General features: G+C 37.2%; 12 protein-coding genes. 11 read left to right on the top strand and 1 reads right to left on the bottom strand.

The window, feature by feature from the left end; genetic code table 11:
* Positions 1–15: 15 nt before the first annotated feature.
* From JCM16496_RS11565 to JCM16496_RS11555, 3 genes are all read left to right on the top strand, one after another.
* Complete coding sequence (locus JCM16496_RS11565) at positions 16–1,527, top strand: RNA-binding domain-containing protein (RefSeq protein WP_025834428.1); 1,512 nt, start codon at positions 16–18, stop codon at positions 1,525–1,527.
* Between the two features lie 421 nt (positions 1,528–1,948).
* Positions 1,949–2,704, top strand: a complete 756-nt coding sequence (locus JCM16496_RS11560; protein ID WP_008154623.1) for a hypothetical protein — start codon at positions 1,949–1,951, stop codon at positions 2,702–2,704.
* A 194-nt stretch (positions 2,705–2,898) separates the two neighbouring features.
* A complete protein-coding gene (locus JCM16496_RS11555; RefSeq protein ID WP_244440342.1) occupies positions 2,899–3,777 on the top strand; it encodes an AAA family ATPase in 879 nt (292 codons plus the stop codon).
* Positions 3,778–3,916: 139 nt separating this feature from the next.
* Here JCM16496_RS11555 and JCM16496_RS11550 read toward each other — a convergent pair whose 3' ends face one another.
* Entirely contained in the window at positions 3,917–6,502 is a 2,586-nt protein-coding gene (locus JCM16496_RS11550) for a S8 family peptidase (RefSeq protein WP_008154625.1), read from the bottom strand.
* A 374-nt stretch (positions 6,503–6,876) separates the two neighbouring features.
* On the opposite strand from JCM16496_RS11550, the gene JCM16496_RS11545 reads away from it, so the two are divergent.
* From JCM16496_RS11545 to JCM16496_RS11515, 8 genes are all read left to right on the top strand, one after another.
* Positions 6,877–7,089, top strand: a complete 213-nt coding sequence (locus JCM16496_RS11545; protein WP_025814305.1) for a helix-turn-helix transcriptional regulator — start codon at positions 6,877–6,879, stop codon at positions 7,087–7,089.
* Positions 7,090–7,097: 8 nt separating this feature from the next.
* Positions 7,098–8,183: a zinc ribbon domain-containing protein gene (locus JCM16496_RS23755; RefSeq protein WP_244440341.1), complete on the top strand. Its 1,086-nt coding sequence runs from the start codon at positions 7,098–7,100 to the stop codon at positions 8,181–8,183.
* A gap of 13 nt (positions 8,184–8,196) precedes the next feature.
* Entirely contained in the window at positions 8,197–11,853 is a 3,657-nt protein-coding gene (locus tag JCM16496_RS11540; protein ID WP_244440340.1) for an ATP-binding protein, read from the top strand.
* 11 nt (positions 11,854–11,864) lie between these two features.
* Complete coding sequence (locus JCM16496_RS11535) at positions 11,865–13,685, top strand: hypothetical protein (RefSeq protein WP_008154628.1); 1,821 nt, start codon at positions 11,865–11,867, stop codon at positions 13,683–13,685.
* A gap of 5 nt (positions 13,686–13,690) precedes the next feature.
* Positions 13,691–14,836, top strand: coding sequence for a helix-turn-helix transcriptional regulator (locus JCM16496_RS11530; RefSeq protein WP_008154629.1), 1,146 nt, complete (start codon positions 13,691–13,693; stop codon positions 14,834–14,836).
* A 348-nt stretch (positions 14,837–15,184) separates the two neighbouring features.
* Positions 15,185–15,601, top strand: a complete 417-nt coding sequence (locus JCM16496_RS11525; protein ID WP_008154630.1) for a hypothetical protein — start codon at positions 15,185–15,187, stop codon at positions 15,599–15,601.
* A 186-nt stretch (positions 15,602–15,787) separates the two neighbouring features.
* Positions 15,788–16,237 (top strand): hypothetical protein, encoded by a 450-nt coding sequence (locus tag JCM16496_RS11520; RefSeq protein ID WP_244440339.1) that lies wholly within the window; start codon positions 15,788–15,790, stop codon positions 16,235–16,237.
* Between the two features lie 61 nt (positions 16,238–16,298).
* A complete protein-coding gene (locus JCM16496_RS11515; RefSeq protein WP_008154633.1) occupies positions 16,299–16,805 on the top strand; it encodes a hypothetical protein in 507 nt (168 codons plus the stop codon).
* The last annotated feature ends 3 nt before the right edge of the window (positions 16,806–16,808 follow it).

The following is a 16,808-nucleotide window of genomic DNA, read 5'->3' as shown; positions in this document are numbered from 1 at the left end:
AACAAAAAGAAAACGATGCAGATACGCAACAATACATTGATAACAGAACGTTCAGCTTATGATTTCAAGGAAATGTTGGAACGTAAGAAAGTGAAGTCATGGCTTAAATCCGTGTCGGCTTTTGCCAATACTGACGGTGGCTGTTTGTTCTACGGAGTAAACGATGACGGAGTGATTGTAGGTTTAGAGAATGCACAAGCCGATGCCGACTTTATCAGCGAAATGATAAAGGCAAGACTTGACCCTGTACCGGAAGTACAACTTATTCCAATAGAACACGAAAGACATACTCTACTTGAAGTAACAGTAAAAGCAGGGATGTTGACACCTTATTATTATTACCAAGACGGAACACGTACTGCCTATACAAGAGTGGGTAATGAAAGCGTAGAATGTAATTCGCAACAACTTCTTTCGTTAGTACTGAAAGGCACACACATAACATGGGATTCACTTCCTACCCAAGTGGATGCTGGCAAACACTCTTTCATTATCCTTGCTAATACATTCCGTGAACAAACTCACCAAGAATGGAATGACAAGTATTTAGAATCATTCGGCTTAATTACTTTTGACGGAAAACTGACTAATGCCGGACTATTGTTTGTAGATAACTGTACCGTATTTCAATCACGTATTTTCTGTACTCGCTGGACCGGACTTTATAAAGATGATGCTATCAGTTCCGTAGAACATCGGGCTAATCTTGTGTTATTACTAAAATATGGTATGGACTTCATTAAAAACCATACCATGAGTGGTTGGGTAAAGATGCCTAACTATCGCCTTAATCTCCCCGACTATTCCGACCGTGCTATCTTTGAAGGATTGGTAAACCATCTTATCCATCGGGATTACACCGTGATGGGCGGTGAAGTACATATCGACATTTACGATGACCGCGTAGAACTAGTATCACCCGGTGCGATGCTCGATGGCACACAAATTCAAGACCGGGATATATACAAAGTTCCGTCCATGCGTCGTAACCCGGTCATTGCGGATGTATTCACACAGTTGGACTATATGGAGAAACGTGGTTCGGGCTTACGTAAGATGCGGGAACTTACAGAGAAGCTGCCCAATTTCCTGCAAGGCAAAGAACCGCAATATCAAACAGAAGCTATGACTTTCTATACCACATTCTATAATTTGAATTGGAGAAAGAACGAAAGAATACCCGTAGAAGAAGTGGCCGAAAGGGTAAACAATCCCCTCAAAAAGTATCCTGCAAACGAAGAAAGTTCGGAGACAAGGTTCGGAGAGCCTCCTACAAGTTCGGAGACAAGGTTCGGAGAGAGCCCAGATGCCCCTAAAAACATAGGAAGGACAGCACAGAAGATTATCGATTTCGTCATTTCCGATCCTTCTATGTCAGCCGAAACTATGGCTTACAAGATTGGTATAAGTTCTCGTGCCGTAGAAAAACAAATTGCAAAATTGCGGTCTAAGGGTATCTTATCTCGTGAAGGTGCGGACTTTGGTGGCTATTGGCGCATTGTCATTAATCCTCAAACTGAAAAATAAGTATATAAGACTGACTTGAAATTCAAAAACACAAGAGGCGTGCAACTTAATGGATTGCACGCCTCTTTTTTCTATAAAATCACCTATCGCAACTTACTTCACTTCCTCAAATATAATATATATTGATTATAAGCAATTTATAAATCTATGGTACAAATAAGGACAATTTTATAAGCGACACACAAAAAGCATAAGGACAAACCTGGCTTTATGTAGGTCAAAGAAAGATTTATATTTATTTAACTATTCATTTCTTATTTGCAGATGTTTTCATTTTTTCATCGGTATTTTCTCTTGTTATGCTCTTGTTTGCAAAAACACCATAAAATGAAGTTATTGCCTCTTTGCTGCTTATTTTTGGCTTTCGTTTTTTATGGAAATACATTATACCTTTGCAAGACAACCATAGATAAAAATAGTTATGAAGCAAAGGCAACATATATTCCAATCGTGGGCAATAGAAGTAGTAACAGTGCTTCTGGCATCCACAATATCATTTCCAGTAAGTGATGCTTTGAATGTGCAGTTAAGCATTCTCCCTTTTGTCATGGTAGCTTGTTATGTTGCTCTAAAACTCATTTACCATTTATGCCTCTCTCTGTCGGCACATATAATATCTCTTGCTTTTTTAGTCCGCCATAAGCCTACGAAATCTGACCGACAAACTAAAGATGATTGCACTTTTGCAACTGCTATATCTACGGTTGACAATGACAATATTCAAATGAAACGGATGGAGTTATTCCATTATGAGTACCAGCACAAAGAACGACAATACCTACAGCAAAAAGAAAGAGAAGAAGATGAAAAACTACAAGCCGTATTGCAATACACTCGAAATACATTCAGGCAGTTTGATTTTAGCGAAGAAGAAATTTTCCAAATCTGCGAATGTGTCCGATACTTTGTCACCAATCAGCAAGCTCTTAGCGTAAACATCCACATCAAACGGCGTACAGCTGTTACCCAAATTTCATTAAAGAACTTCGCTTGGAACATTGCTTTCCAATATAACATCAGCCGGGATGTCACGGCTCAATTCGTTATACAAACATTCCACGAATGGTTTGTCAATTCCACCATTGATACAATCAGAAAGAATTTGCGAACAACAACTGGAAATCATAAGATTAAAATAGATGAGCAAATTATCAAACACCCAACCATATCAAACTGAGAAGAAAAGACATCAATAAAACAAATAAGGGAAATACTTATTTTCATAAATTGCGATATGATGTTAATGCAAACAGATTCTATAAAGTTGATGTTGAAATTGATCTCTTGTTAAATTATCCTTTTCAATCTTCCAAAATTTTGGTAATTCGACTAAATTGCCTAATTTTGTAAATTAAAGAAAATAAATTCATTATGAAGCAGGCTGATTACATCAAGCAAATAGCAAAATTTGCCTTAGCAAATGACAATGCTCGTTTGCGAGATTTGTTGTATCAGTATGTAGAATATTCTCAACAAAATAACAGAGGCAAATTTGCAACTGAAATCCTATCTATCATTAAAGATTCTGATAGAGAGAATTCATTGGGAAAGCTAAAAGAATATCGACTAAATAAGCATTTTGACTACAAAGCTGACGAGTATATTTTACAGACAGTAACGTCTTCATTTACAATGAAGGATTTAGTTTGTACGCAAGATGTTCGTGAGGAATTTGAATATTTTATCAAGGAAAGACAACAAACTGAGGCTCTTGTCCAAATGGATATTCCAGTATCCAATAAGATATTGCTTCATGGCCCATCAGGATGTGGAAAGACATTAAGTGCCTATGTATTAGCTGGCGAATTGAATCGTCCACTGATTATAGTCAATTTGGGTACAGTCATTTCATCGAGACTAGGAGAAACAAGCAAAAATCTCACTCAAATATTTAAGACTGCAGTTCAGGAAAAAGCTATTGTTTTGCTTGATGAGTTTGACAGCTTAGGGAAAATAAGAGATTACGATCAAGATCATGGCGAAATGAAACGGGTTGTAAATACCATATTACAACTATTTGATTTTGTAAGTCAAGATACTATCATCATTGCAGCTACTAATCAATTACAAATGATAGACGAAGCCTTATTAGAAGGTTTGATTTATCTATTAAGATGGATTTACCAAACTCTGAACAGGTACATGCTCTTATCCAATATACGATTAAAGATCGGTTCGTCTTTGACGATGAACAAGTCAAAGAAAACATTATCAATAGCGAATGTAGAAATTTGTCCTACTACGTTATAAAACGCGCTTTGCTTAATGCAATCAAACGGAATATATTAGATGGATATAATGACAATATTATTCGAACTAATATTTGGAAAAAACTCTTAAACGATAAAAGGATTAGCTAATGCCAATCCTTTTATCGTTTAAATTTAAATTATAGTTCTGCTTCAAGAGCAGCCTGAGCAATAGCTTCCACTATATTGACTTGCTCCAAACTATCGTATAAACTGTTCCCATCCAATTCTGCAGAATGTTTTTGTTCAATCGTCAGCACAAATGAGAATGGATGATTTGTGCCTTCTAAATACTCACGACCTGTGCATCGAAAAATAATAGATATCTGATTACGAATCTTTTCGATTTCATCACGGCTAATATTTAAACTCATCTTCTGTACATTTGAGAACATTTTACTTGATACAGGGTAAAAATCATCAGACCATGAACCTACGCTAGACTTTATTGCCATTCTATCCTTATCGTCAGAGGCTCTTTTACTTGCATATTCCTCTGCATTCTTTCTTGGTTCATCATGATTCATACTATTTCCAAAGTTAAAAGCAATATGAATTGGGCAATAAGATAATACATCAGCCCGTTTAGGATTAAACTTATAGCAAAGTGTAGCAGTTAAAGTTAATAATACACCTTTCTTTGAGTATTGAAGTAAATAATTAGGGATATTCAGATTAACAACCTTGTGACTATCGAAAGCTATTGTATCTTCAATAACAAACGTACAACGATTATCGTCTGAATCTATACACTTAGAAATGTTAGGCACACCATGACCAGAAATATACTTGGATAATCGTTCTGCACTATACTTTTTGGATAAAAGAGTTTTCTCTTTACTATCAACATAGGGATATGAATTATTATCCAAAAATTTCAATTCATCGATAATCTCTTCGAGATAATACTTTTTAATCGGTTCTGCACTATTAATCATCAAAGCCTTCACTGATTGCATATTTATGTTAGGATATTTACTAACAATCTTAGCTGCAATATTAGCTGCTAATGGAGTTGCGTAACTCGTTCCAGAGTTTTGTTCTATTTTCAGGCCTGTTCCATCTATTCTCGGTGCTAAAACTAGCATGCGTGACTCAACATCCAATTGGTCACCACCAGGCATAACAATATCTGGCTTAAAGAGATTCTTATTTTTTTGGTTGTTCTTGAAACGAGTGCCATTAATCAACGAATTGTAGTCTATGTGGTATTTACGCGAATAATAAGCAGGAAACTCACACCCCAAACTCAATCCATGATTACCGTGATTAATATTATAACTTTCAGCAATAGCACCAACAGACATGTTGTTCATGCTTTCACTAGGTTCACAAAGATTCATACACTCGCCGTCGTGACACTCTGTTTCTTCTATCGAAATGAAGGGATTATAATAATGATTCGGATATTTCAGAAAACGCTTAACTCTTTCACTCGTATTAGGATTAGCAGCAACAATCTGCATATTCTTAATATCCTCTTCACTAAGATTACCAACGGAAATAAAAATCAGCAAATCATATATGTAGGCTAATTCGTCAAGTATATATGCATAAGTAGAAATATCCTCATTATAAAATTTTCCACGAACGGACATTGAAAGATTAAAGATACGAATGCCATAGTTTTGATGAGCTATAGTGATAGCCTCTTTTATGTCGGCGATGTTCACGAGTCCAGTTTCGCCTCTCTGTACTTTGATAGAAAAGATTTTGGCATCAGCATCAACTACGTTAGCATCCATGTTACGATAGAAGTTGTTTCCGAATGCAGCTAATGTTGCAACAGTTGTACCATGACTTGAATCGGACCTTAAATCAATCTCATACGGATGCGGGGTATTCTTATCAACTAAATCAAGTCCATCATGTTCCAATATGGGATCTAGTACGGCCAGTCTTTGAACACCTGTATCAATTACACCAATAATTGGTGCTCCTTCCAGCAAATTTAAAGTTGCATCTGACACCCTTTCCAAATCACCAAAAGTGTTAGGACGTACACGAGTAGTGTACAAAGATTGAATTCTTTGTATCACATCAAAATTATCCAATAAAATAGCCAAATCATCTTTAGAAATGAAGTTTATTTGGTATATTCCAGATTCTATCCTTTTATAAAGAATCTGCTTCTGATCTAAATACTCCTCCATTGCTTTCACTATAGCTTGATGTTTCATCGCTATTCTAGGTGAACTCTCCACCAACTCTAGAAGTACATCATGAGCATCATCGCTTGTAATACCAAAAGGCTTCATCGAATCACTATCCCAATAACTAAAACCGGCCATCAAAGTCAGTGGCTTATATTCTGTACTTTCGTTATTTTCTTCCGTTGAAAAGGAATCAATTTGAGTTATAAAAACATCATTAAATCGATCTTCGTCAACTATAGCGAATAGGACAGTCTGATTCATGTTGGAATAATTAAGCTCGGATAATCCATAGACTTGGCAATATTGTCTTGTTAAGGTGCTATCTGCAATTTTCAAAAAATCAATAGACAGCATATCAAAATGTTCACTTACCACATCTTGTCTCCGTAAGCTATGGCGTTCTTCTAAGGCTTGCTTAAAATTAATTCGGCAACGATGAAGCTTTTCTCTCTGCCGACAATAATTCTTTTCGTCTTCCGAAGTTTCTTCTTCATCATCTCTGCCTCTTGTTCGGTTAAACTTAAGGCAGATACCAAATTCGTTCTTTAAAAACAGATGACTTTTACCCATTGTATCGAACCATTTAATAAATACAAAACATTCTAAACTACAAAATTAGCAACATCTTTTAAAATAATACCATAAATTGCAGTTGATTTAGCACAAGAGACTCTTACGCATGGATAGAGGTCGTTTTACCACACCCATCTTAACACTGTTGATAAATGTTTTATTAAGGGGTGAGCAAGGATGGATGTGATATATTTTCACACATATGTGGATAAACACGTTAATATTAAAGCGCATCCTGTAATTTCCATCAATTTATTGTGTATTTCGGTAGTTAATGTTAAATTGCCACTCCAAATTGAAGAAAACTACATATTATTTCTTTTATTAAGATGTAATTTAGTAAATTTGTGTTCAACGTTAATTTATTAAATATGGAAAATCCCCAAAAACTAAATCGACTGAAAGCAGTTCTCGCAGACGCAGGTCAAACAAACAAGTGGCTTGCTGAGCAACTTGGCAAGGATCCTGTTACCGTCAGCAAATGGTGCACGAATACCTCACAACCAGACTTGCAGACGTTAGCAAAGATTTCAGATTTGCTTAAGGTTAATATTAGAGAACTTTTGGTTGAACGCAATAATTGATAAATGTTATGAGCAAAATATCAGAACACATATTTGGACTATACAGTCAATTGGTTGGAGACGAAATACAACCAATTGACGAAAATGTAGTTGATGAGGCGATGGGCGTAATCAATAAAATAAATGTCACAGATGATAATTCACTCTTTTATTTTCTATCTGCTATTAATTTACTCAATGCTGCTATTAAAACAGAAAAATATAAATCCAGATTGTTTTATGAATTCATAAAAACAAGAGTTTCTGCAGTTGCAGATTGTGTACTAAAGAATGCAACAAGTTTCTATGATTCAAAACTATATTATGATAAGAACCAAAAATGCCTGTATTTTGAAGTATACGGGGTTATTTTTAGTTTTCATCAAATAAAGGAGACAAAACAGATTTTGATAGTAGCTGCTAATAACCCACCTATCACATGGACTGGGGTTAGGTTACAAAGGATTGCCCAAAACATTTTTTTATTTGCAAAAGAACAATTAAATACTATTCAGATGCAAGATCAAAGTCCATCTATTGCCCCAATAAAAGAATCAAAAAATACGGAGTTATTGAACAAACTTGTCGAATGTCCAGATTGTGGAAAAAAAATATCAAAATCCGCATTTATTTGTCCTAATTGCGGCCATATTCCTCTGTACAATATTATAACTAATAGCTATAAGGTTGGCGACAAGGTTCAAATATCCTTTAACACAAATAAAGTGTCTGGTGAAATCGTTAACCTGACACCGGTTTTTGCAACAATCAAAAAAAGGGACGAAACTATAATAACGGTTCGTCAAACTTCCATAGATAGTATTCAAAATATTTTAACCACAACTGAGGTAGAAAATAATTTCAGAGATGCAGATAGTTTGTCTTCTCAGAAAGTGCTTGATATCTTTGATCTATTATTGTTAAAAATATTTCCAATTTTATCCATAAACAATAGGACGCTAATACCTACTAATGCAACTATCGTAGATATTAATGACAATGGTATAAATATAACAACTGATTCTGGATTATCGGAGACGTTAAGAGGGAATTTTGTCAATTTCAAGAAAAAAAAGTTGCGCTCCTGGTTCTCGCTTATATTGCAACAGGATTAATGAGAATTCAACTATGTTTTCATTAATTGAAACATCATACCATGATGTAATGAATCTTTTTAGAAAAGCTCTTGTATATCGCAAAGGAGTTACAGCTAAAAGAAAAAAAACAATGCTTGCTGTTTTGAAGTTCATGATGGATGAAATGACTTCCAAAAAGGAAGCTTATATAGAAATAGAGAAATTCCAAAAAATTATCCTTTCGTATGTAGGAACAGATCCAGATATTTTTGATGATGAAGCGGAAGAATATGACAAATCAACCAATACCCCTGAAGATCAGTCTATAAAAGCCATCCATCCAACAAATGTAGAACTATACAAAACCGAGTCGGAAAAAATATTAGAGAATGGAGGCCTTCAACTAAAAGTAATGGGCAAGGTCGATTTAGATAGTATTCCATATAGTAAAAGAACAAGATTTCCAAAAATCATAGAGACTTCTCACACAGATAATGATTCATCGCAAAGAAAATTGGTTAAGCCTACAATTTTATTTTCAAATGAAGTAACGGCTTTCCTAAGCAAAAAAATGCCAAACTTGAACGAATCAAAGTGTAAGCAATTAGAGAAGGAACTGGATACTTTAATTCGAAATGGACAGAAAGAAGAATGTCTTAAACGTTCTTATCAAATTATAAACACAAGTCGTCCAACCCCTAAATACTTAAGAAGTTATCTTGATAGAATTGTGAATACAGAGATTGCATTAAATCATACAACTGAAGCTTTGCAATCCCTTGCATATCTTATTGTTCTAACTGAACAACAGAGTGACGTTAATGTAAATAGCATTGGCCATTTGTATATAACAATGGCAAGATTGTATCAGAAAGATAATAATAGAGAAGAGGCATTAAAAGCAATATTATATGCAGAAAGTGTTAAACCCAATAATAATGCCATCACAAAGCTAAAAGAGTCCATTCAAAGGATGGATTCCAATGATATCAATAATCCAGATTCTTCAAGCGATAGTATCAGCAAAATGCTTCTTGAGGATGTGTGCCAAGAGGCTAAACGGCAGGAACTACTTCCTTCGAATGAAATAATTCCTGCCGAACAACTGTTTGGTAGAGCTCAAAACAAACGCAATGACGACACGGAATCATTTGAGGGTAAGGCTCAGTTATTTTTAGAGGCAGCTGGTGCTTATTATAACACCAAACAGACATCTTCAATTATGTATAAGATTTCTGTTGCTAACTATGCAAGAATGAAAGGGCATGGAATGTATGCTCGATTTGCCAACTTAATAAGAAACAATACTGGTGAATTTGCAGAATTACAAGCTCTTTGTGATTGCGCTTGTAGCTATTATATTGAAGCTCTAGGTATATTTAATAGTTTAGGAGAGAAAAATCACCTCCAAGAATTACTATTAAAGTATTTACAATTACATTTCGTTATTTCGCAATTAGAAGGAGGAAAAACTCCCGACTCTGATTGGGAAGATTGGACTTTAAAGGCAAAATTGCAAGAAATTTTGTTTGGGGATAGCAATGAAGAACAAAAAGTGTTCTTCCGATCATGTATCGCAATAGGAGCATCATCTGAAAATTCGTGGAACACTTTAAGTGGTTCACCAGACGGACTTATGCCGATGTTCTCTGCTTTCAGAGATGATGATAATCTTAGAAAAAAATGTTGTAATCTAATTAATTCAATAGAAAATGCGAATGTTGACAGTAAATTAACTTCGGGTACATTCTTAAAGAGAATTATTCAGCATCGTCGAACAAGAATCACGAAACTTGAAACGTGTCTTCATGATTGCCTAGAATGGAAATTTGACCAATTTGACATAACAACTTTCGTTTCATTATGGAATTCGGTACTAGAGCACTCGGCCTTAATGACAAATACTGATACAAATTCTCAAAACATCGTTAAAGAGGTTCTAAATACTCTCGCTAATTATGCTGGACATAGAGAGAATGAAAGATATAGAAGCTTAGTTACATCTCAGCAAATTCTTCTCAATGGTCAGAAATCAATTACAGAAACGACCACAAATTATGGTAGAACATTCTTTTCTCACTTGTTTAACAATTGGCTGGAGGAAATCGGGCGACAAATCAAAGAAAAAGAAGCACGAACATTGCCTGTCTTGAGTATTTCTTGCGAACCTGCTTTTATCACTAAAGATCTTAGTGGTAATGGCTGTATCAGCATTGTTGTAACAAATAATGGTGACTCTACTGCTGAATCTTTCGTTGTTACCGCATCAATTAATGGCAAAAAATACAGTATAACTCATAATGAAGAGTTATCCGCAGGAGATTGCTGTGGAGAGAGATTTATTTCTCCTGACTTCTATGAAATCATATCTGCCAATGTGAAGTTCGATTTAGTAGCTAAATATCAAGGTAAGGAATTACAACCAAGAGAATATGAAGCTACATATGAAGTGGAAAATGAGGATGTGCTGTCGGACGAAATTGATATTCCTTGGACAATATCCAACACTCCAGAGGAACACATATTTAAAGGTCGCGAGAAAGAGTTGAGGACATTGATCGATCACTATTTGTCAAAAGATCGTTCTTTGACTTATATTCTTTATGGATTAACTCGTACAGGTAAATCTTCAATTTTGGATTATCTGAGAAATCGAATTGATGGTCAGATATTAAAAGAAGACTCTTCTAAACACATTTTAGCTTTCAAATGGTATTTAAACGAATTCCCATACAAGAATTCGACCTCTGCCCAATTTTGGACTTGGGCTTTGGAAACGAATATATATGACAAGTTAACAGATGAATTGGCCGATAAAGTTGAAGCAGCCTATGGTGAAGATGGTCTTCCTCCTGCAGAAAGTCTTTCGCAAATTGATTTTTGTAAGGTAATCGATGTCCTTAACGAGAATAATGTTATTCCGCTTGTTACAATAGACGAGTTCTCATTTGTTCGACTTATGCTCAAGGAGGGTTTAATAGATGCGACATTTATTTCTACATTAAGAAATTTGGCGTTGACTGGAAAAGCTTGCTTTGTTTACTCTGGTACCTACGATATAAAGGAACTTCCAAAGGAAAAAGAGTATATTGCAGGTCAAATGAATAATACTTTGCCAATGCCTATTAACCAAATTGAGGAGCAATATGCAAATGAATTAATCGATGCATGTCCTAAAATAATATTTGACGAAAGGGCAAAAGCTTATATCCGCGCTTTGTCTGGTTGTGTGCCATATTGGATTCAATGGATATGCTTAGCATGTGGTAAGTATGCTGTCGCTAGCAAACATAGACATTTAGGATTCAATGAGGTTAATGATGTGGTTAGAGTATTAACCGGTGAAGTACAACCTGGTAAAGGAGATACTTGGGAGTCTTTGGATGAAACTAATTTCCATAATAATCAGATTGATCCGGAAAATATTGCCGAGCATCAATTGATTTCATCTATTTCCTACCTTAATAGAGAAAGTACTCAAATTGAACGCGGCATAAGTATGGATGAACTTAAACGCTTATGGGATAAGTATTCTGTAAATGAAGAAAGACGACTCAATATGACAAGAGCTTTGGTGAGTTTAAAAGATAAGAAGATACTATATTCATTTACAGATGAAGGTAGAGAGGTGTATCGTTTGAGCGTTGACTTGTTTAGACGTTGGTGGTTTGTTCACCATAGAGATTTAGATTTAGAATTTTCACTTTAACAATCAATAATATGGAACCTTTCATTGTAGGTATTGATATTACCTCTACAAAAGATTTGTTTGGTAGAAATAGAGAAATCGAGACATTGATTTCATGTGCCAAAAGAAAAGGAAACGCAGGAATAATTGGCGCCAGACGTTTTGGTAAGACTTGCTTAATGAAGTCTTTGGAAACATATTTGGTTAACAATAGTAGTATTGGGGCTTACCCTTTGTATTTTGATGTAAAAACTCAATGTGGAGTTAAGAAAAATACTCCTGCTGTATATAGATCTATGGCTTCGCTTCTTGCATCAAAAATGTGTTTGGATAATTTGTTGCCAGAAGGGGAGCTGAAAATATCTAGAAGATGTTCTTTAGATATTTCTTGCGATGAACTCGACATGCGAGTACAAATGGAAGAATGGAATCCTGAATATCAAAAGCAAGTGCTATTTACACTTGCAAACAGCCTTGCAAAGAACAACAAATATTTGTTGTTGCTTCTTGATGAAATTGATTATCTCCTTTTAGAGGCATTTGATACTCCGTCTGACTTTTCAAGAATAAGAGGTGCTGCTACTTCTCCAGAGTCTAATCTGAAATTTTGGATTGCCGGAACCTCAACATGGAGTGCAATATGCACGAGTGTAGGCTCTCCAGAACTTAATTGTGGATTGGAGAATGTGACGATTACTTCAACATCAAAGGAGGACTTCACCTCTCTTTGGCAACATGAATGCTCTTTGATTGAAGAAACTTTCTTAAGACAACAGTATTTGGATTTATTGTCTCCTTTGTTTCAGAAGACAGGAGGCGTTCCATATTATGCTAAGTTTGTAGCTTCTCATATGTATACCAATAGAAAGGTTGCTCTGCCTGAATATGATGTAATTCGAGATTATTTATGTGAGATAATTAATAATCGGTTTGTATCTGAAGCAGAGCGTTCCACAATGTTCTTACTTTCAAAAGGACCTAAGAATTTTGAAGGAACTATACCAGACGGAATAACGAGTTTAAGGTCTAAGGGTCTTGTAAATAGCATTTCTGAATCGACCTTTTATTTGCCGATTGGGTATTTGGAAGATTATTTGCGTGCATGTAGCCATGACAAGGAAGTTGTGGATGTTGATTCCATAGAGCAAGAAGAACTAAATGAGCTAGTAGGTCAAATAGAAAGATTGCGAGTTGGCGTAAATAAACGGTATATTAATGTTCATGAGGTATTTATTCCTTCTCACGAAGATCCAATCGAATTTGGAATCTTAAGAAAGCGATGCTATGATGAAGCTTCAATGGATGCATTTTCGGGATCGTTGTATAAATTATACTATGAAGGAAGTAATAACGGAAACAATCTTCCTGATAAATCGTCCGAATTCGCTAATTTAACTCGTGCATTAAGGCATCTATATAATCATAGAGAATGTGTTCCTTCGACAATGCCGGAGGAGCGTTTATTGATGATTGTCAATAATGGTAGTCGCCCGATTTATGATTATGAGTTCGCGAAGATGCAAGTTAGAATTCTACAATTATGTCGAGATGAATTATGTGGCATGCAAGTTCCAACTTCTCCTTCTCGCACTAATACAAATACCTTTACAACTGGGTCGGACAGCAGTTCTGCTTTAAGAGGAAAAATTAATGGTGACAGAAACAGAATTCTTGTAGATAATCATCCTGTATACATTATTGACAATAGAAAGGGATTTGCACCAAACAATTCCCCTCGAGAATACGACTATTCTGAAAGAGAGGAGGTTTTGTTTGAATTAAAAGAAGGAACGAATCCAAAAACGGGAAAGCCTATCTTTTTTGCAATAAACGTAAGACCGGCAAATGATTAATAATCATGCAACGCAAGAACCTCTTTGACGGAGATAGCTATAAGGCACAATTTGCTTTGATAACCTATCGGTGGCTTATGAGTCACCGATGGGTTAGTTATGCAGATATCATGGCTGATTATATTGGTGTGACAACAAAAGAACTTCCTGCTAATTTGTCAAATTGCGATGGGTATGGCGAGTTGAAGAAGGTGGTTGGCACACTAAAGAAAGCTATAGCCGATAAGCTTGAAAAGGACGTTGGCGAATGCTTTGAGGAAGAAGGCAACAACCGCAATAAGCGCTTTCGATACGTTGGTAAGGATGATGATCCACTTGCAGACATGCGTAATGCCAAGGTCATCAATAATCTTCGTCAGTACTGGAAGTTTTGCCAGGACTCTGCTGGATTCTTCCCTAAATCGTGGTTGGAGTACTTCTTCCATGATTGTCAGGATTTGCTCGACATGAAGGCTAAGCGCCGGAAAGGTGAGCAGGTGATAAGTTCAAGCCTTGACCGAATATTAACCAATATAGAATATCTCCCTCAGCTCTATGAAGCTATTACCAACAAAACGGTGATGGAGATAGAATATAAGCCATACGACAATGAACAAGTAACCTTACTATTTCATCCGCATTACTTGAAAGAGTACAATGGACGATGGCATTTATTCGGTCATGCAGAAGGTAGAGAACCGGAATTCGGGTACAACATTGCTCTTGACCGCATACAAGAGAAACCTCGTGAGAGGAGTAAGGTGGACTATGTTCCTGCACCGGAGCACTATTATGATGAGTTCTTCAAGGACATCGTGGGCGTGAGCCACATGAAGGAGCACCCGAACAAAGAACACATCGTTATACGCGCGCACGAACATTATATATTTAAATTAATAGACACAAAGCCTCTGCATCATTCATACGAGGTTGTGAAGCCTTACGGATTATACGAAGATGGAGAGTATGCTGAGTTCTCTGTTGATGTAGAGATGAACAACGAGTTTATTGGTCGTGTTCTCCAGATGGGTGCAGGACTCGAAGTTATGTCACCGCCAAGGATACGTAAGATCTTCGCGACAAGAGTGAAAGACATAGTTTCACACTACCTTGAACCTGGAGAGAAACTTCAACGAATGGTTCCAAATACGGAGGAACCATTAGAATCATAAGTTCTTGATTTTATCACAAGAATAGTTATTACCTTTGCAGAGTCAAACTTCGAAAACCGCCACGAAGTTGACGCTGCAATTCGTTGGTGGAAACCTAAAACTGATCGCAAATGGAAACACAGCAATCTCCAAAAACAGAAACGCCCATGACAGAGAAAGATCGTTGGTTGCTCGCAGCAGCTATCTGCTCGGCAATCGGTACTGCTATTACTGTTTTTTCGCAGGAAAGAAGTAGTTGATCAGAGAGACAATGGTTCCAAAATGAGAGGAACTATTGTTCAGACAGAAACATTATTCAAATCCGAAATCAAGTAGTAATTTTGCACTCGAAATCAAAAACGGACGACTATGAAACAGATACCAAACAACAACAAGGCAACCATGAATAACAAGGTAACAGCAAAGCAGACAAAGAAGCAGAGGAAGGCAGAGGCAGATGCTCACAGAAGAACCAACAAGCGTTGGGAACGTGTTGAGACATCTAATCGCTATCGCAAGGCAGCTACCGAAGAGCTCTGCAATGTGACAACAAACAAGATTGAGATTGAGGTACTTGACGGCATCCTTCTCAACTTGAACATCAGAAGTAAGATGAAGCCTTCAAAAGTGCAGGACAGAATTCTCCGTCGCATCATAGAGAAACGTCAGGCACAGGCAAACCACAAGAAGCATGGTCGTTCAGAAGATTTCACCTCAATGCACATCACCCTTGCATGCACAAGCAAGTGCATGAAGGATATCAGAAAGAAAAGATACGCTGCATGAACTTTCAAAAATGAGTGTGATTGGTTCCAAAACGGAAGGAACCAATACTCATGTAAAAAAGCTTGCATGCCCTATACTAACATAGTAACTTTGCATCACAATTCCGAGAGAGTTGGTTTTGTTTATACATTATTTTATTATTACAAACAACAGAGGTGGCGGCCTATTCCGCTAAACAAAAACCAGATGTACGATGAACACATCACTCGCACTCATTGCCGCAAAGGCACTCCCAGCCTCTCGGGTAGTTCTCTCACCTACAACGCAGAGAAGAACGTGTACCTCACCCTCGGTTACACCAGCGCAGCTGGCAACACCTACTACCGAGCAATCCGCCTCTCTGACCGATTGGCAGTTTACTACCACATCGGACAAGGTTACGCCCACACCTTCCTCAACGGCATCACGCTGTTTGCATGGAACGGACAGAAGGCAAACATCATTGCCCAGAAGTTCTGGGGCGGATGCAACTGGCGATGTTTCAACGAACGAAGCGCCAAGGAAGAGAGCATCCTCATGCTGAAGGACTTCCTGAAGGGACAAGCCAAGACAATGGGCAGCATGGTGGCAGAGAGTCAGCTCCTTGACTTCTCGCGAAGCATGATAGAGGCAACTCATCAGAAGTGCTTGGGCTAACCATCATGCCCAATCAAAGAGAGAACAAACAAAAATCACAAACCAAGAAAAACAAAACGACATGGCAAGCTTAACAAAAGCGATCAACAAAGATCTGTTCGACAGCATCCTGCCGACATTCGGAAACCAACGAGTTCATATTCCTGTATGGGACGAAGGACAGAAGATGTTCCTCTGCGAAGAGTACGAGAGCGCAAGCGGAAACCGCTACTACAAGGGCGTGAGGTTCTGCGACCGCATCGTAGTTGTCGAGAAGGTGGGACTCTACCACAACTGGACCTACATCGACGGCATCGAGGTTTACGCCTTCAACGGTACACGCCTTGAACTTGTTCAGAAGAGAGACTACGACAAGGTGCATCGCAACGAGGAGTTCATCCGAAAGGAATTAGAAATCATGGTGCGCAACTTCTTTGAAGGAGTACTCAAAGCCCAGAGAAGCTGCATGCCACAGGAAGAACTCGAAGAGAAGGCGAAAGGCATCATCGATGGATGCTACAAGAGTTTCCTCGACAGCGACTACAACACACGTCTCACCCAAATCCTCCCACAAATCGAACAGAAGTAGGAC

This window comes from Bacteroides rodentium JCM 16496 (genome assembly GCF_000614125.1).
Lineage (GTDB): Bacteria > Bacteroidota > Bacteroidia > Bacteroidales > Bacteroidaceae > Bacteroides > Bacteroides rodentium.
This window is presented reverse-complemented; position numbering and strand designations above follow the sequence as displayed.